We start from the raw sequence: 16,155 nt of genomic DNA, 5'->3' as shown, positions 1-16,155 counted from the left end.
AGCGGCGCAGGCGGCCAATGGGACACGCCGATGAAGCACGCCGAAGAACGACCCTATGCTGACCCGGAGGCGGCCGCGCGCAAGCTCGTCGAGCTAGCGGCCAGCGTCGAGGCCGTCCAGGATGGCCGCATTTATATCGAGCGGATCAACGCGCCGTTCATGTTCGATCTGAAGGGAAGCGGCAGCGAGTTCGGCGCCGGGCTCAAACACGCGATCGAGCGCGGCTGGCTCCAGCTGCACGAGAGCACGTGAAGCTGACGTCGTAGGGTGAATATCTGCTAACTCGCAACGCCAACTGAGGCGGCCTTACTTTCAGGTGGGGGCTCTTAGACTGGGGGTCCGCAGCCACTCGCTGATGTGCGAGCCGGTTTCAGCCTGCCTTGCTTTCCTTTGTCATTCGGCCTGCAATATTGACCCCCTAAGCCGGGGGATCGGCGTCCAAAATTGACCCCCTATAGGTTGGTCTGTTGCGCTGCCTGCTTTGGAATGAAGCAGGTGGTCGAGGATGCTGATCGTGGAGACGATTGCGCGGATTCGGCGCGAGCACTTCATCAAGGGCAAGACGATCAAGGAGATTGCCCGTGACCTGAAGGTGTCGCGGAACACGGTCCGGAAGGTGCTGAGGTCAGGAGAGACCTCCTTCGAGTACGAGCGGCAAGTGCAGCCGCGGCCAAAGCTGGGACGATGGGCAGTAGAGCTCGACGGACTGCTGGCGGCGAACGCGGCCAAACCGGCTCGTGAACAGCTGACGTTAATCCGGATCTTCGAAGAGCTGCGCAGCCGTGGCTATGACGGCGGCTACGATGCGGTGCGGCGTTACGCCAGGCGGTGGAGCAAGGAACGCGGGCAATCGACCGCGGCTGCTTATGTCCCGCTAAGCTTTGCCCCAGGCGAAGCCTACCAGTTCGACTGGAGCCACGAGGTGGTCTTGCTGAGCGGCACCACGGTGATGGTGAAGGCCGCCCATGTCCGGCTCTGTCACAGCCGCATGCTGTTCGTGCGGGCCTATCCGCGGGAGACGCAGGAGATGGTGTTCGACGCCCACGACCGGGCGTTCGCCCTGTTCAAAGGCACCTGCACCCGCGGCATCTACGACAACATGAAGACCGCCGTAGAGACGATCTTCGTCGGTAAAGGGCGTCTCTACAATCGCCGCTTCCTGCAGATGTGCAGCCACTATCTGGTCGATCCGGTCGCCTGCACGCCAGCGTCGGGCTGGGAGAAGGGGCAGGTCGAGAACCAGGTCGGGCTGGTCAGGGAACGCTTCTTCACGCCGCGGCTGCGGTTCAAAAACCTCGACGAGTTAAACGCCTGGCTGCTCGACAAATGCATCGCCTACGCCAAGGTTCATCGCCATCCGGAGCTGGTCGATCAGACGATCTGGGAAGTGTTCGAAGCCGAACGCCCCAAACTCGTTCCCTATGCCGGCCGCTTCGACGGCTTCCATGCGGTGACGGCATCGGTCTCGAAGACCTGCCTGGTGCGCTTCGACAACAACAAGTACTCGGTCGCAGCCAGCGCAGTCGGACGACCGGTCGAGGTTCAAGCCTATGCCGATCGCATCGTGATCCGTCAGGATGGACGCATCGTTGCCGAGCACCCGCGATCCTTTGGCCGCGGCGATACCGTCTACGACCCCTGGCATTATGTGCCGGTGCTCGCCCGCAAACCCGGCGCCTTGCGCAACGGTGCTCCCTTCAAAGACTGGGTGCTGCCAGCCGCGATCGAGCGGATCCGGCGCAAGCTTGCCAGCACCGACGACGGCAATCGGCAGATGGTCGACATCCTCAACGCGGTGCTGACTGACGGTCTGCCCGCGGTGGAAGCGGCCTGTGCCGAAGCGCTCAGTCACAGCGTCCATTCGGCCGATGTCGTTCTCAATATCCTGGCCCGTCAACGTGAACCCGCCCCACCGGCCAACATCATGACGCCGGCCGCACTGACGCTCCGTCATGCACCGATCGCCGATTGTGCCCGCTACGACAACCTCCGGAGGACCATCTGATGGAACGAACCCAAATCTTCGACCTCATGGGCGAACTCAAGCTCTACGGCATGAAGGCTGCCTTCGACGAGATCATGGCAACTGCCGTCAAGCGCCAGCACGAACCTCAGCGCATTGTCGGCGACCTGCTCAACGCCGAGATCAACGAGAAGCAAGCCAGGTCGATCAAATACCAGCTCACCATTGCCAAGCTTCCGCTTGCCAAGGACATCGCCGACTTCCAGTTCGACGGCACGCCGATCAATCAGACACTCGTCAATGATCTTGCTGGCGGCGGCTTCATCGCCCAACAACGCAACGTCGTGCTGGTTGGCGGCACCGGCACAGGCAAAACCCACCTGGCCATTGCCATCGCCAGAAGCTGCATCCGATCCGGTGCCCGCGGCCGCTTCTTCAACGTAGTCGACCTCGTCAATCGCCTCGAGACCGAGACCCGCAACGGACGGCAAGGACGGCTCGCCGAGCATCTGACCCGGATGGACTTCATTGTGCTGGATGAACTCGGCTATTTGCCCTTCGCCCAGTCCGGTGGCCAGCTTCTCTTCCACCTCGTCAGCCGGCTCTATGAGCGCGCCTCCGTCATCGTGACCACCAATCTCGCCTTCGGCGAATGGCCGAGCGTGTTCGGCGACGCCAAAATGACCACCGCGCTGCTCGATCGGTTGACCCATCACTGTGACATCGTCGAGACCGGCAATGACAGCTGGCGCTTCAAAAGCCGCGACGACGATCACGCCACCCGCGCTCGTCTCGTCTCCGCTATCCCGGCCAGCTCCAACGAGCCGAGCGCTACCGTCAAACCGCGGCGCACGAAGGGGTCAAAATTGGACGCCGATGAGGGGTCAAATTTACAGGCCGATTGACACCTCGAGTTCCCGCTCGAGGATGGCCAGCAGCTTCTCAATGTTGAGATGCTCTTGGGATAAGCGCTCTATGATCATGGCAGAGCTCCATAAACCAGTCTCCAGTATAGTCTTTGGTCCGGTGTCAGCATTTGCCACAGATCAATCCGAGACAACTTAAATCGGCCGCCGGCTTTCCCGACGGCAGTCTCAGCCGTGCCTAAAGCTCGATCACGACATTGGACGGGAGCGCTTCTTTCGCTCTGTGGCTGCTTAGCTGAAAGTAGGGCCCGCCAACTCAGCCAGCCCCGGCGGCCTTCCCTCTTCGCGTGCCGTGCGCGCGGTTAGTCCTCGTGACCGCACAAAGAGACTGTCGGTTTCGTTGAGAGGGCGATGCGTGCGGACGGCAATCGCGCTGCCATTCGCTAAAACGGAGATGCCGGCATGTCCCGTCTCAATGAGCAGCATTAAAGAAACTATATGATCTCCGGCTCATCCGAAAGTCAGCACAACTGACCGGGTATCGCGACTCCTGAGACGATCAACCAGCGCGTCGCAAGGTCCGCTAATGGGATGGACCGGCTGCTTCCTCCGCGGGATAGTCTGGAAAGACTACCCCGCAGCATCCGGAGAAACATCCCATGGACACCACCACACAGCCGCTGGCCTCGATCGGCATCGACATCGGGAAGGAAGTCTTCCACGTCGTCGGCTTTGGCACGGACGGCAAGATCGCGCGAGCGTCGACCAGTCGGCACGCCCTTGTGCGGTCGGTGACCGCATAAGGCTGTCATGGGTTGCAGCCAACGTGCGCCGATTGACTTCAACCTCGGACCGGAAGCGGAAGCAATCGGCACCGGCCCGGTCCAGTGGTGCAGAGGACCACTTCATATCAGGCGTTTAGCCAGTGTTCCCTCTTGAAGCCATTGACCCCCGCGCTTACTCGCAGTCCTGGTCGGCCGCCGTTACCTTTTTCTGGGACGGCGCGGGCTCGGCCGCACCGGCCGTCGCCTTCTTTGATTGTTCCGTGGGCGCGGGGCGGGTCTGCTCGACGGTGCCTGCCGTTCGATCCGGTGACTGGGCAGAGGGTGCGGGGCGGGTCGCCTTTGATTGTTCGGCAGCGGTCGGCTGGCTCTGCATCTGGCGCTGAGCATCTTCCGACGACGTTGCGGTATTCTCCGAGGCTTTGCTCATCGAAGATGTCGGCGGTTGCTGCTTAGAATCAGTTGCTGTGGAACCAGTGGTTTGTCCCGTATAGCCCGGGACATTTCCTGATCCTGCATCGCGGCTCACCGTGGTGCAAGGACCGGCATAAACGGAGTTGGCGCTGAAGGCGAGCAACCCACCCAAGATCATAAATCTGTTAGCGATCATAGCCCTTCTCCTTTGAACTCTCTGGACGATTGAACAAAGGATGGCGCCTTCCGTTCCGGACGCGCAAGAGCAGCGCCAACATTGACGAGTGGCTGAGTTCACCGGGGCCAAAATCGCCACCTAAAATAGGGCCGCTCAGTTGGCGGCCTCATTATCCTCGTCTTTGCCCACTTCGCCTTCCGATACAGGTTTTCGCCATGGGATCGGAGCTGGAGGTTGTTTGAATCGATGTCGACGACGATAGATTGATGATTGGCGTGCGACACTATTCTCCGAAGCTAGGAACACCCCCTGGAGTGGCCGAGTTAGACCGACAAAACCTACATTCAAGGGACCGAGGTTTATGGAGCAGATCGAAAGAACATCGGTGAGATTGATCACCTCATCATCGACAAGGTCACAGGTCGCGTGGCTTATGCCGTCTTGAGCTTGGGTGGATTTGTTGGATTGGGCCATAGCCATTACCCCATTCCGTGGGGCGCTCTAAAATGCGATACGTCGCGCTTGGTGGTTTTCGAACCAACATCACCGAGCAACAGCTGAGGGACGCGCCTGAGTTCAGTGATGACTCATGGCAGGATCGAGACTGGGAAGCGCGCACCCACCGGTACTATGGGACGCCGACGTACTGGGAGGGTCGGGGTGGCTTTTATGACGCCCGGCAGTGCATCTGAAACTTCCCAGTCGTGTGTTGCCAGACTGAAGAACTGAACGACCAGCCCTTGGGTCGGCACGGCTGTCAGCGGCGCGTTTATGGGAAATAGAAAAGCACGTTGTTGGGCGGACGACATTCCCGCATCTCCCTATCGCGCGCGAACATGGCGTCGCCTATGTTGACGTGCTGTTGCTCTCCGATCGGCTGGAGGGGTGCAGACCCGAGGTGCGATCCCGCCGTCCTCGCCGGCCTGGGCGCATGCGACGTTTACTGCTTGGGCTGAGGAGCGCGAGCGGCGCGCACTGGCGTGATCACCGGAGCGCTACGCGGCGCACGATAACAAGGTGCAGCTCTGGCCGCACGAAGCGCTTAAGCGTTGACCAACAGATAGAGCCCTGAGACCAGAGCAGGCCTCAAAATCCAGCGACTGGTCCCGCGCGTGACTTGCCCCTATTCTTGTGGAATGACCGCCCTCACCCGTCGCCGCGGTAACAATCCGCACGAGGAATCTTGGCAGATCTACTTCACCGACGTCCGCACCGGGACCATCGGCGCGCGCGCCGGCGTACCGATCCACGCCGATCAATGGGGTTGGTCCATCGGCTTCTATCGTGGCATGGAGCCAGGCACATGGCGGAGTGGCATAGCCGCCACCTTCGAAGCTGCGCGCGAGGCGCTTATGCGCTGTGTCTGCGGCACCACATTCGCAGCTGGAAACCGGCTGAGAGCTACCCGCACCGAACACACATCGCCGCGCGAGCGGCCAATGGGACACGCCGATGAAGCACACCGCAGAACGACCCTATGCAGACCCGGATGCGGCCGCGCGCAAGCTCGTCGAGCTCGCGGCCAGCGTCGCGGCCGTGCAGGACGGCCGCATCTACATCGAGCGGATCAACGGGCAGTTCATGATCGAGCTGAAGGGCAGCGGGAGCGAGTTCGGCGCCGGGCTCAGATACGCCATCGAGCGCGGCTGGTTATCGAAGCATGAAAGCGGCACCTACGTGAAGCTGATGCCGCCCGGGGAAGATCTGCTGACTCGCAAATAGGAACCGTCCTTACTGCTTCGTCCTACTTCTGTCGAAAATGAATGCGGCTTGAAACACCCGCTCAACTTCTGTCCTCACTTCAACGGAAACGTCCTGCCGTATGGTGGCAAAGTCCTTCGCCAAGTTCGCAAGCGACCTGGCGGCTTCGACCTCGGCCTCTTGCTGAGTGTCGAATTCCAGACCTTCCTCGTCCGGGTACAAACCGGTGTCGTCCCGGATGTCGAAGTAGTACCGGGTCATGCGCCGCCCTCATTCGAGGGAGAGCAATGGAATTAAATATCCACCTGTTCCTATTCCGGCGGCTGCAACCCGGGCGATCTCAACCACTCGCTCAAGTGCGAGCCGGTCTCGGCCTGTCTGGCCTTGCGGAGGAGAGCTTCTCGCTCGAAGCCGGCGGGGAGCTTCTTGGCTTGCTCTCTTAAGCGTGCGGCTTCTTGGGCAAGACGTTCTTCGAGGGACACAGCTTGTTTAAAACGACGGCGTCGCTGCATGACACACCTCGATCTTACGGGTCCTAACCGTTGGGTTTGAGTTGTTGCAGCCTAACGCGCGGGCAGTTCCGTGGTCTGTGCCCTAGTGAACACAAGTTCCACGCGATAACGCGGGAACCTCGGAGCAGAATTGAATGTTACTTATCGCGGGCAGCCGGAGGGGAACGCCATGGAAATGGACCTTGCCGAGCGCTTCTTTTTGGGTCTCGCATTCATAGGTGCAAGCTGCCTCTGTGTCGTTTTCTCCGTCTGGATGCTTACTTGAAGTTCTGGCCCGCCAGCGTGAACCGGCCGCCGGACTTGCTTTTCCGCACCCAACGACCAGCAGTAGCCCGCGCTCTCGACGAGCCACCTCACGCCCTGCCGCCTGCCGGATAAGCACGGGTGAACTCTCCTTGGCGCTTGATGCGGTAGCGAAAAGTGCAGCCGTGCGCCCGGGCAAAGACCTCCGCCTCTGCAATCGCGATGGCACGCGTGCCGCCGAACGCGCGCTCAATGTATGGGTCGCGAACTATCAGCCGCTCGTCCATCGCGAGACCTTCCAAACCACTCGCTAGGCGAAGCAGGTAGTCCTCGCGCCTTTCCATGAAGGCCCGCCGTCCGCTAATAGATCATGTCATCCATGGGAGTACATGGCACGGCTCGCTTTCCAGCCCCCAATGCTCGCGGCTGCCGATCCAATTGCGGATTAGAGCGCCGGGAGTGCTAGGCCCGCCAACGTGAACCGGCGGGCCTTTTACTGTCAGATGCCGGAGACCCCTGCCCGGCGATGTCGAGGCACATACTGAGCTTAATTTCAGGCCTCGACCGCCCAGGCGGCGAGCAGAATGAGCGCTGCGATCGCCTGGCCCACCGAAGGAGTACCCCTAGAAATCCCAATCAATACAGACTTGGCACAAGGTGCATAGACCCTTACTTCGAGCCATAGCATCCTGACCAGGCAATGGTTGGGGGCCTTCGTGCTCAGTGCTGGCGAGTATCGAGAGCTAGCGGAAGCGTACCGCGCGAAAGCCGGCGCCCCTGGCCTTGCCCCGAATAAGGCCACTGCACTGAGGAACATCGCCCGAAGCCTGAGCGCGCTCGCGAGCCAGCTCGAAATACTTGATCTCTACGACAAGGCCCCGCCGAAGCGGGTGAGCGCGCCATGATCGAGCGGCTAATCCAGACGGGCATTGTCACGGTAGGCGCCCTCAACGCCGGTCTAATGGTCTGGCTGATCCTTACGCTCTAAGCTGTGGTCATAAGTACGCAGCTTCAGAATGCTTATTGTCCTAAGGGGAGCCTTTACCCAACTCGCGCCGGGGACGATACATGCGAGGCGAGCAGAGCCTTCATTGTAACGAATGTGGGGCTTCCAACTCGGTGACCTATTGGCGCTTTGAGGGCGCTCTGAGCAGGCTAGTGGGGCGGCCGGGTCAGGCCCGCGCCAGCTGAAGTCCGGTCTAACCTGGCCGCCCCTATTCGACTCCCGGCTCGTGCTGTTGGGCCTCCATGACGACAGCCAACACCCGAGCACGCCAACTGCGATCAGCACCGCGACCGAAACCCGCTGGGAGCCTTGCCCATGCGTTCAAACACCCCCACCCCGCGGTCAGACGACCTCCCTGGCGAAATAAGGCGTCGGCGGCCGGTTTCTGGCGATCTGTCGGGCAAGCTCGCAGCGACGTCTAGCGAGATCCGCAAGTTTCGCATCAAGGAGCTGCGCGCGGCCGCTGATCGGCTTATTCGCCGTGCGGAGGCGCTCCGCGTGGAGGCAAAGCGATTACTCAAAATGGCCCAACGCGAGGAAGCGAAGCTGGCGCGCGCCCCCCCCCGGAGAAATCCCCGAAGCGCGGCGGCGCGCCGGCCTAAGGCTTTGCTGACTAGCGGATAATTTGTCCGCGCACCAATTCGCAAAGCGCAGAACCACTGAGGTACCTTCCGAGAACGGCATCGCGGAGCCAGGAAAACGTTGGACAGCTCGTGCGTTAAAGAGGATTGGGGCGACGCACTGGAGCAGAAGCATGCGAACTGCAACTCTCGTGATGATTGTAGTTGCCGGAAGCGCGATTGCCTTCCAAGCAACGGCGCAACAGCAAAAGGCCGCACCTAGCGAGCAAACCAACGAGGAGATTCACCGAGATGTAGACAAAGGGCTCAAGACTAGCGAGCCGAATGAGCAGATGCAGCGTGATGCAGACAGAGGAGTAAAGACACGCAACTCTGGAGATTCCGGATATGTGGCAGATTAAGACAAGCCGGGCGCTTCTGCGCATCCTCCGGGCCGGCCGGTAGGTGAGCAGACCACGGGTTCAAGTAGCCAGACCGGAGCTCCGAAATAGAGCCGTTAGCAAGCTTACGTCGGCGCAAGATCGACGTACCGGTCAACTCACTTTTGAGAAGCGATCAGCGGGACCGTTCGTGCGAACTGCACATGAGCTGGTGGTTGCAACCGCAAACACCAGGATGAGTGCAAGCAAAGAGCCGTAAAAGCCGACAACGGCAAGCCGCCATTTTCGTAACAGAGGACGCTCCGATGTGGTGGGTCCTGCACGAGAAGCTCAACGACATCGAAGCCAGCATGCTTCGCCCAAACCTCGACCTCCTACGCATCGCAAGAGAGGTGTTCCGAGCGCTTGGTTCGCGATGACTCTGCTCCAACATACTTGTCGAGCGCCTGCACAAAAGCATGGGCTCCTTGGCGTTCTCGATAGCGCTGTAGAAGCTCAACCCAGCGCGGCCTCCTGGCTTGAGTACTCGCACCATCTCCTTCAGCGCCCCCGGCCGATCAGTGAAGAATTGTAGGCCGACCTGGCGAGCACAACGTTAAAGGTGTTTGCATGGAACGGCAGGTCGAGCGCGCTACCCTCGGCCCAATCAACAGTCGCAGACTTTACCCTCGCCACGAGCATTGCCGTGTTGGGATCTATGCCGACTAACCGGCCGACGTGCCCTCGCTGCTCAGCGAGCCGCGCGACGACGCCTGTCCCGCAGGCGATGTCGAGTATGCTTTCTCCACTCCTTGGCCCGACACGGTCGAGCAGATCATTGGCCCATATCGAAGTGATAGCTGGAACGAGGTAGCGCTCGTAAAGCTCGGCGCGCTCGCATCCATTTGCCAGTGTTCATGAGCTGTCATGACTCCCCCAATAGTGTCCGTGCGATAGTAGCAAAAGGGCGCCCCAAAGCGGAAGTCGATGCCGAATTGCCGGTGGTCCGCTCATCGAGGTGGACCGGAAGCAACCGGCCGCCCATCCGAACGACGCTCATGCCCCAAAGCGGTCATTAGCTGACTGCATCTCGCTCCCGCGCCGATCTGGAGTACGTGGCTCAGCTGGGATCCCTTCGTGCGTAACGAACGCCGCGCGGCGAATCGCCGAAGCGAGCTCGGAACAAGCGATTGAAATGCGAAACATCCGAGAAGCCGACCTCTAGAGCGATATCGGAAATTAGCCGCGCGCTGGCGCTGGACTCGGTCAGCAGTTTGAGCGCTCGTTGGAGGCGTAACTCATTGACGTGCCCGGTGAACGACGATCCTGATGATGCCATCAGGCGCTGCAGATAGCGAGGTGAGATGCCTTGGCAACGAGCTACCATCTCGACGCTGAGTCCTGGTTCTTGAAAGTGTGTCTCGATGTAATCGAGGGCGGCGCCGTGGCGCGCAGTCACGACAGCGCTCGCATTGCTCTCGCCCAAGGGAGCGCACTCGCCGATTGCGAGCGCCAGGAGATCGTGGATGTGAGCCACGACCGCATCTCGCAGCTTCGGGGTGGCCAGAACACTCTCATTAAATGCCGACTTGAGATAAGCCATGAGAAGTCGGAGCGCTTCACTTCGGTGAGAAATCGGCCGCATGGCGCGGCTTTCGACGTTCGTCACGCGCTGTGCGAGGGCGTCGCGCGGTACGGCAAGACCAAATAGCAATCCGTCGACATAGGTGACGGTGGCCGGCTCGGAATGCAGAATTGCGATGGCGTCGCCGGCGTGAAGCTCGATTTCCTGACAACGCTGCGATAGTTGACTTCTGCCGGGAGAACTGAGGATGACTCCGATCGAGTCATCACCATCAGCGATGCTTGCTTGCAAACGCTTGAAACGCATAGGGGACCCTTTCAGCGCGAGCCTGCGCAAACCTCGGATCGCTTGCAGCGTTGCGTAGGCCTGAAACGGTGCGTTCGATAGAGGCTCAATATCAGCGTGGACTATGCCTCGCCCAAAGTCCTCGCGCCATAGCGGGATTCGCATCCGCTCCGGAAACTCCCGCGTCGAGAATCGATGTGATACGAATTCGGCTGCGTCCATAGACATGGGGACCTCCAGCCTTGTTGGACATCGGGATCAAATGCGACAAACTCACCGGTATCTGCATTTTGCAGTTCGCGCACCGAACTTGTTTGATCTGTGCGCAAGAGTCCAAGAAGCTACGCCATTGGCCTGCTAGTCTCGCTCAGCTAAGTTCAATGCTGATGTGAACTCGTTCACTTAGCGGCCAGAAATTAGGTTTACAGTGATTGCGAAGGCCGTGGCGTCAAAAAATCTCCTTTAAGAGGAGGCGGTCGTGATGGCTCTATTTCTGATTGCCGTTATCGGATCTAGTTTAGATATCCTTGGCGGGGTGAACCCGTAAGCTCCGCTTCTATGATTCTCGCGATTGATCGAACTCAACGATCCGCGGACAGACTGTCCTGCAGCACTAGACGTTCTCTGATACCGATTTTGTGTCGCGCCTCGTCGGCCACATCGTCGTCATCCGAGTTCGTCGGACACAAACTACTCCGGCGCCGTTGATATTTACCGCCGGTTGAAATGGTCGAAATCTATCGTCAATGGTGATGATCAAGCGAGGGTTCGATCATGTCCACCCTAGTCGAGATGTTTTACCGTGAGTATTGCCGTGCCCGCCTCGCCGAAATGCGGAAGCAGCTTCTGATACCGGTTGCCAGCGACGACATATTGCAAACGTTTTGGGAGGACGGCGAAGCTTCCGGCCCAGGCAATCAAAGCGCCGGTTGGCGAACGAAAGAGCCTCCAACCATCAGGTAGCTCAGGCTCGTAACCGCATCGTTTGGTCGGATACCCCGCTCGGCAACACCCCCAGCCCGGAGCAGCGGAGCCTCTCATCGACCGATGTGCGAGCACGCCGGCAGGTCAAACAGATGCACGATCGAACTCACACCTCGAAGCGATTGATCGGCGAAACTCCGCCGGAGTTCCGGGGGGCTGGCCGCGACCTGCGCATCGATGTCTGTCGAGGGATCGCGCTATGGTGGATCTTTCTTGATCATGTTCCCAACAACATCGGAAGCTGGCTGACACCGCGCAACTACGGCTTCTGCGATGCCGCCGAAATATTCATGTTCATTTCGGGCGTGACCTGCGCGCTGGCCTACGGCAGGGCACGTCAGCGCGAGGGCTGGAGCGGCATGATTGGTCGTTCGCTGCGGCGGGGATGGGACATCTATGCCGCGTTTCTGCTGCTCACGCTCGCTTGCACCGTCCTCGTCTACCTCGCGGGCAACGATCGGCTTGCCGACGAGAGCAATACGCGGATTCTGCTCGATCATCCGGGCGCGACGCTTGCGCATGCCGCAATCCTGCAATATCGCCCTGTCAACACCGACGTCTTGCCGACTTTCGTCATCTTTCACGTGTTGTTCGCGCCGCTGTTGTGGCTGCTGCTGCGTGCACCAAACGTTACGCTTGGTGTTTCGCTGTTGCTTTATGCGCTCGTGCACATCTTCGGCTGGAGCGTTCCAGCCTGGCCCAGCGGCGCCTGGTTCTTCAACCCGTTGGCTTGGCAGCTTTTGATCGTGCTGGGCGCCTGGTGCGTCATCGGAGGGGAGAGGGTCTGGCCCTGGGTGACGTCGCGCACGACGCTTACTCTTGCTGTTGTCTATCTGGTTTTTGGCCTGGTCCTGACGCTGAGTTGCAGCGGCAAACCGCTGGTCCCGCAAAATTTGACGAACCTGCTCTTCCCGCTAGATAAATCGAATCTCAGTCCGTTCCGGCTGCTGCATTTCCTGGCTCTTGCAATTGTGGTGCTACGGTCCGTTCCTCAGGATTGGCGCGGGCTGTCGACGCCAGTCATGCGCTGCGCGAGGTGCTGTGGCGAGAATTCGCTGCCAATCTATTGTCTCGGCGTCCCCCTGGCCCTGGCCAGCCACCTGACGCTGCTCGACATCTCGGATCGCCTTGCGATGCAGTTCGTGCTTAGTCTTGCTGGAATCCTGGCGATGATCATCGTCGCGATGCTGCTGAACCGGATCAGCGTCAAGCACGGTCATTATCCCGGGTGGAGGCAGTCGACCGAGAAGGTCGCACCGGCATTCTCTAGCTGGCAGGTTGCGGATGGAACGCGGAAGGAAGCTCTTGACCCATAATTGGTATCGCGCCCGCCTTGCTCCAGGTCGGCGAGCTGTCGCCACCCTAACCGCGGTGCTCGGGCACGCTGGCGCTCGGCGCCGGCGTCAGACGCAGGTCGATTTCAACTCGCGGCAGTTCACGGCGGAGACCTGAACCGCCGCCTGATCTAAGGAGGCACTCATGAACGTCATCAACATGCGCATGGCCCCCACATTCACCGCAGCGATCAGACTCACCAAAGCAACAGCATTTGCTGCGGCGCTCATGTCCTTTGCCCCCGCGGCTGTCGCGGGAGATTCGATTGAAAAGAAGGGACTACTCCTTATGTGACGCACTTTATTTTTCGGCCCTTGATGAGCATTGACACTGCCGAACTCGGCAAAGCCACTACGCTGGAGGCGGTCGGGACGACTCAAAACATGAAGGGAGAGAAGATGCTGGACAAGATGTCAGCACGCTGCGTGGCGCTGAACGTCGCGTCCGGAGACAAGAAATACATTGACGGAGCTTGCGTGCTTGCCGACAGCGACGGCGACAAGATTTTCTCGACCTTCGATACTCGAGACCTCGACAAGGCCCAGCCGAAGATGGATTGTGGAACGCATATCATCACCGGCGGTACCGGTAAGTATAAGGGCATCACCGGAAGCGAACCATTTTCGTGTATAGCGATGCCTGCGCTGGCTGGCTCTGGCGATTATTTTGCGATGGACATCCCGCACAACACGTCCTGGGAAATCAAATGATCCCTGAACTCGATGTCGCCGTAAAGGCGGCTGTTGAGGCAACCATGGAAAGCTGAAGGAGAGCCTCGCCACCAGGACTGGGCTCTTCTTCTGTTCATAATTTAGAGGCCCGTGAATGGCGCCGACTACACTGTGCTAGACCGGCTAGTCTAAAAAGAAAAGCCGCCCGGAGGCGGCTAGTTTTTGGTCTTCTTTCTTCTACTTATTTCTTTAGGGCGTCAGCGGCGTCCCGCGCTGCGTCTTTCACGTCTCCCACTGCGTTGTGGGCGGATCCCTTGGCCTTATCAATCTTGCCTTCGGCTTCCAAGTCCTTGTCGCCAGTGAGCTTGCCAGCACCTTCTTTGATGGCGCCTTTTGCCTTGTCGGCAGCGCCCTTCACATGTTCGCGGTCCATAATCGTGTCCTTTTGCTGTTGGAAGATAAACCAACAAAAGCGTTGCGCAGTGGTTCCTCAAGCGGCGCTGACGCTTCCACAAAGGTAAAGGTGACTGGCTATGCCGACGACGTCGCCGAAATTGCCGAGAGCTGGGCCTTGAGCCGGTACCGTCGCTCCCTTCATGAGGTTCGCCGCCAAACCCGTCTAAACGGCCCGACGGCTTCGACCAGATACCATACCGTAAACAAACAGCACGACGATCGCGCCGACGATGGCACCGATCAGTCCTGCGCCTTCTCCAGGCCGGTACCAACCCAGCGCCTGGCCGAGGTAAGTCGCTACGAACGCTCCCACGATTCCCAGAATCGTGGTCAGGATGAAACCGGACGGCTCGTTGTCGCCGGGCATGATGAACTTCGCGATGACGCCCGCGACGAAGCCGATGATGATCGTCCAAATAATGCTCATGACTTTCCTCGAGCCTTACGATGGTATCACGCCGATGGAGCCGGCAGACGTCCGTCGGGCGTGTATTGGTCCACGGCTGTAGGAAGCTCGCGCGATAAGCGGTCGAGTATCTCCTGCTGCGACAGGCCTGTCCTGCTCCAGTTTTGAAGGACGTCGGGACCGATAGCCTGCCGGAGTTCGGGCGGGGTGACTTCCCGGTTCGGCCCCTGATTGATCCAGGATTGGGCCCCCTTGCCCATTCTGCCTGAAGTGCTCGAGCAACTCGCCGAGGCCGCCGTTCAGGAGCGAACCTACTCCACCGCCGCCCACGAGACCGCCAAGATTTGCCGAGCATACTACTCAGCGAATTCTTGGCGCCCGCCGGCTGACCGGAAGTAGCGTCGCGGAACATGTCCGCCAGCTTGTCCCGATTTTGGTAACCGGCGATCGCGAGCATACTAAAAAGGGCAGTCATCGATGGCATTCCGCGGTTCATGTTCGGCTCATCGATTTAAGTTTGTGGGAAGAAAAAGGCGGACCGCCAAGGCGGGCCGCGGATTGATCTACCGCACGCCGGTGCCGTAGAGTTGGCGCTCCCTGCGCACCTCGTCCGCGCCATAAGGCTGAGCCGACGGGTCGTAATTCTTCCATCCAGCTTTCTGCCAAGCCACGCTCCGGTCGCGCAGATTGACGGCGGATTGGTTCAAGATCGCTTCGTATCGCGCGCGATCGGCATCGGGGACGCGTGCCGAAACAAGCGTGCCGCCCCTTCTCACGCCTTCGGCGTAGAGCGGAGCTTCCTCATCGGATACACCAGCCTGCGTCAAAGCCCCAACCACGCCACCCGTGGCACCGCCGGCAGCGGCACCCAGCGCGGTCGACGCGAGCCACCCGGCCGCGACGACCGGACCCAAGCCCGGGATCGCCAACAGCCCGAGGCCTGCGAGCAAGCCCGCGGCGCCGCCGAGACCCGCGCCGACGCCAGCTCCCGTCGCAGCACCCTCGGCACGATCGTCGACCCCATCGCGATCGCGATCGACCTTCTTGTCGGTGCTGTACCAGTTGTCGGAGTTGTTGGCGAGGATGCTCAAATCCGAATGCGGCACGCCCGCCGCCTCCAGGCTCGTCACCGCGCGCTGCGCGTCGGAATAGTTGTCGTAGAGACGTGAAATCGTAACGGTCATAATCGAATCCTTCTCGGTTATCGCGGCGGTTGAGCGAGGGGTCACTTCGCTGCGCTGACATCGGCCGACGCACCGCCCTTGCTCGCCTTTCCGCGCCACACGCCATTGTCGTCCTTCTTCAAGGAAGTCACGTTGGTGTAGCCAGCTTCTTCGATCTTCGATTTGGCCTGACCCTCGGTAAAACTGTTGGCGCCCGAAACCGGCTTCTCGGAATTGTTCTGGCCCGAGCAGTTAACCGCGTTATTGTTCGGCCGATCCGTCGCCGGCGGATTCTGGGCAAACGACGGACCGGTCAGAAGCGAAACCGCCGTTAGAAACAGAAGAAATTTCTTATTCATGTCGTCCTCCTTAGTGGCCGGTCACAACACGCCCGTACGATGTTCCTATTTCTCCCGTTTCGGGTAAACGAAGCACGCCATGAGGGACAGATCGCATCTGCAAATCCGCAATCGCGTAGCGCCAGCTGACTGACGGCGAGACCTCGGCGTACCGCCCGCCCGACAGGTTACAAATCGGGCGCGCCCCTTGGCCGAGCTTCCCCGATTGAATCAGAGGGGAGTCGCATATCGGCAGTGGACCGGACGCGGAACCGTACTTGCCTCGGTCGCCAGCTTTTGACCCTGGCTGTGTGAAAACGCTGCGCT

General features: G+C 59.9%; 18 protein-coding genes and 3 pseudogenes. 10 read left to right on the top strand and 11 right to left on the bottom strand.

The window, feature by feature from the left end:
* Positions 1–30: 30 nt before the first annotated feature.
* From AB7535_RS40655 to AB7535_RS40640, 4 genes and pseudogenes are all read left to right on the top strand, one after another.
* Positions 31–252: a hypothetical protein gene (locus tag AB7535_RS40655; protein ID WP_439037708.1), complete on the top strand. Its 222-nt coding sequence runs from the start codon at positions 31–33 to the stop codon at positions 250–252.
* A gap of 253 nt (positions 253–505) precedes the next feature.
* Positions 506–1,996, top strand: a pseudogene (istA, locus tag AB7535_RS40650) (IS21 family transposase); the annotation flags it as partial.
* 8 nt (positions 1,997–2,004) lie between these two features.
* On the top strand, positions 2,005–2,868 hold the full coding sequence (gene istB / locus AB7535_RS40645) for an IS21-like element helper ATPase IstB (RefSeq protein ID WP_039183785.1): 864 nt from the start codon (positions 2,005–2,007) through the stop codon (positions 2,866–2,868).
* A gap of 620 nt (positions 2,869–3,488) precedes the next feature.
* A complete protein-coding gene (locus AB7535_RS40640; protein WP_439037707.1) occupies positions 3,489–3,632 on the top strand; it encodes a hypothetical protein in 144 nt (47 codons plus the stop codon).
* A 154-nt stretch (positions 3,633–3,786) separates the two neighbouring features.
* Here the strand turns inward: AB7535_RS40640 and AB7535_RS40635 are convergent, their stop codons facing one another.
* Positions 3,787–4,221, bottom strand: a complete 435-nt coding sequence (locus AB7535_RS40635) for a hypothetical protein (RefSeq protein WP_439037706.1) — start codon at positions 4,219–4,221, stop codon at positions 3,787–3,789.
* Between the two features lie 324 nt (positions 4,222–4,545).
* Here AB7535_RS40635 and AB7535_RS40630 point away from each other — a divergent pair.
* Positions 4,546–4,895, top strand: a pseudogene (locus AB7535_RS40630) (PRC-barrel domain-containing protein).
* A gap of 760 nt (positions 4,896–5,655) precedes the next feature.
* Positions 5,656–5,925 carry a hypothetical protein gene (locus tag AB7535_RS40625; protein ID WP_085398671.1) on the top strand — a complete coding sequence of 90 codons (270 nt, stop codon included), beginning with the start codon at positions 5,656–5,658 and terminating at the stop codon, positions 5,923–5,925.
* 9 nt (positions 5,926–5,934) lie between these two features.
* On the opposite strand, the gene AB7535_RS40620 is transcribed toward AB7535_RS40625, so the two are convergent.
* The 3 genes from AB7535_RS40620 to AB7535_RS40610 form a co-directional block, all read right to left on the bottom strand.
* Entirely contained in the window at positions 5,935–6,165 is a 231-nt protein-coding gene (locus AB7535_RS40620) for a DUF6894 family protein (RefSeq protein WP_014494432.1), read from the bottom strand.
* A 50-nt stretch (positions 6,166–6,215) separates the two neighbouring features.
* Positions 6,216–6,416, bottom strand: a complete 201-nt coding sequence (locus tag AB7535_RS40615; protein WP_439037705.1) for a hypothetical protein — start codon at positions 6,414–6,416, stop codon at positions 6,216–6,218.
* Positions 6,417–6,769: 353 nt separating this feature from the next.
* Positions 6,770–6,946, bottom strand: a complete 177-nt coding sequence (locus tag AB7535_RS40610; protein ID WP_354134872.1) for a hypothetical protein — start codon at positions 6,944–6,946, stop codon at positions 6,770–6,772.
* Positions 6,947–8,419: 1,473 nt separating this feature from the next.
* Here AB7535_RS40610 and AB7535_RS40605 point away from each other — a divergent pair.
* Positions 8,420–8,647 (top strand): hypothetical protein, encoded by a 228-nt coding sequence (locus AB7535_RS40605; protein WP_354134873.1) that lies wholly within the window; start codon positions 8,420–8,422, stop codon positions 8,645–8,647.
* 519 nt (positions 8,648–9,166) lie between these two features.
* Here AB7535_RS40605 and AB7535_RS40600 read toward each other — a convergent pair.
* Positions 9,167–9,403: a methyltransferase domain-containing protein gene (locus tag AB7535_RS40600; protein WP_439037757.1), complete on the bottom strand. Its 237-nt coding sequence runs from the start codon at positions 9,401–9,403 to the stop codon at positions 9,167–9,169.
* A 322-nt stretch (positions 9,404–9,725) separates the two neighbouring features.
* Positions 9,726–10,703 carry an AraC family transcriptional regulator gene (locus tag AB7535_RS40595; protein WP_439037704.1) on the bottom strand — a complete coding sequence of 326 codons (978 nt, stop codon included), beginning with the start codon at positions 10,701–10,703 and terminating at the stop codon, positions 9,726–9,728.
* Between the two features lie 848 nt (positions 10,704–11,551).
* On the opposite strand from AB7535_RS40595, the gene AB7535_RS40590 reads away from it, so the two are divergent.
* The 3 genes from AB7535_RS40590 (at position 11,552) to AB7535_RS40580 (ending at position 13,504) form a co-directional block, all read left to right on the top strand.
* Positions 11,552–12,775 (top strand): OpgC family protein, encoded by a 1,224-nt coding sequence (locus AB7535_RS40590; protein WP_439037756.1) that lies wholly within the window; start codon positions 11,552–11,554, stop codon positions 12,773–12,775.
* 163 nt (positions 12,776–12,938) lie between these two features.
* Positions 12,939–13,088, top strand: coding sequence for a hypothetical protein (locus tag AB7535_RS40585; RefSeq protein WP_439037703.1), 150 nt, complete (start codon positions 12,939–12,941; stop codon positions 13,086–13,088).
* The gene (locus tag AB7535_RS40580) at positions 13,085–13,504 is read left to right on the top strand and encodes a hypothetical protein (protein ID WP_354134877.1); all 420 of its coding nucleotides are present in this window, start codon (positions 13,085–13,087) and stop codon (positions 13,502–13,504) included. Before AB7535_RS40585 ends, AB7535_RS40580 begins: the two co-directional genes overlap by 4 nt.
* A 202-nt stretch (positions 13,505–13,706) precedes the next feature.
* Here the strand turns inward: AB7535_RS40580 and AB7535_RS40575 are convergent, their stop codons facing one another.
* The 5 genes and pseudogenes from AB7535_RS40575 to AB7535_RS40555 all read right to left on the bottom strand — a co-directional run bounded on the left by AB7535_RS40575 (position 13,707) and on the right by AB7535_RS40555 (position 15,849).
* On the bottom strand, positions 13,707–13,898 hold the full coding sequence (locus AB7535_RS40575) for a CsbD family protein (protein WP_354134878.1): 192 nt from the start codon (positions 13,896–13,898) through the stop codon (positions 13,707–13,709).
* Between the two features lie 186 nt (positions 13,899–14,084).
* Entirely contained in the window at positions 14,085–14,348 is a 264-nt protein-coding gene (locus tag AB7535_RS40570; RefSeq protein WP_354134879.1) for a GlsB/YeaQ/YmgE family stress response membrane protein, read from the bottom strand.
* A gap of 26 nt (positions 14,349–14,374) precedes the next feature.
* A pseudogene (locus AB7535_RS40565) lies at positions 14,375–14,823 on the bottom strand (YidB family protein).
* Between the two features lie 67 nt (positions 14,824–14,890).
* Positions 14,891–15,511: a hypothetical protein gene (locus AB7535_RS40560; RefSeq protein ID WP_354134880.1), complete on the bottom strand. Its 621-nt coding sequence runs from the start codon at positions 15,509–15,511 to the stop codon at positions 14,891–14,893.
* Between the two features lie 41 nt (positions 15,512–15,552).
* Positions 15,553–15,849 carry a hypothetical protein gene (locus AB7535_RS40555; protein WP_439037702.1) on the bottom strand — a complete coding sequence of 99 codons (297 nt, stop codon included), beginning with the start codon at positions 15,847–15,849 and terminating at the stop codon, positions 15,553–15,555.
* Between the last annotated feature and the right edge of the window lie 306 nt (positions 15,850–16,155).

It is taken from the genome of Bradyrhizobium sp. 956_D2_N1_4 (assembly GCF_052076025.1).
GTDB lineage: Bacteria > Pseudomonadota > Alphaproteobacteria > Rhizobiales > Xanthobacteraceae > Bradyrhizobium > Bradyrhizobium barranii.
This window is presented reverse-complemented; position numbering and strand designations above follow the sequence as displayed.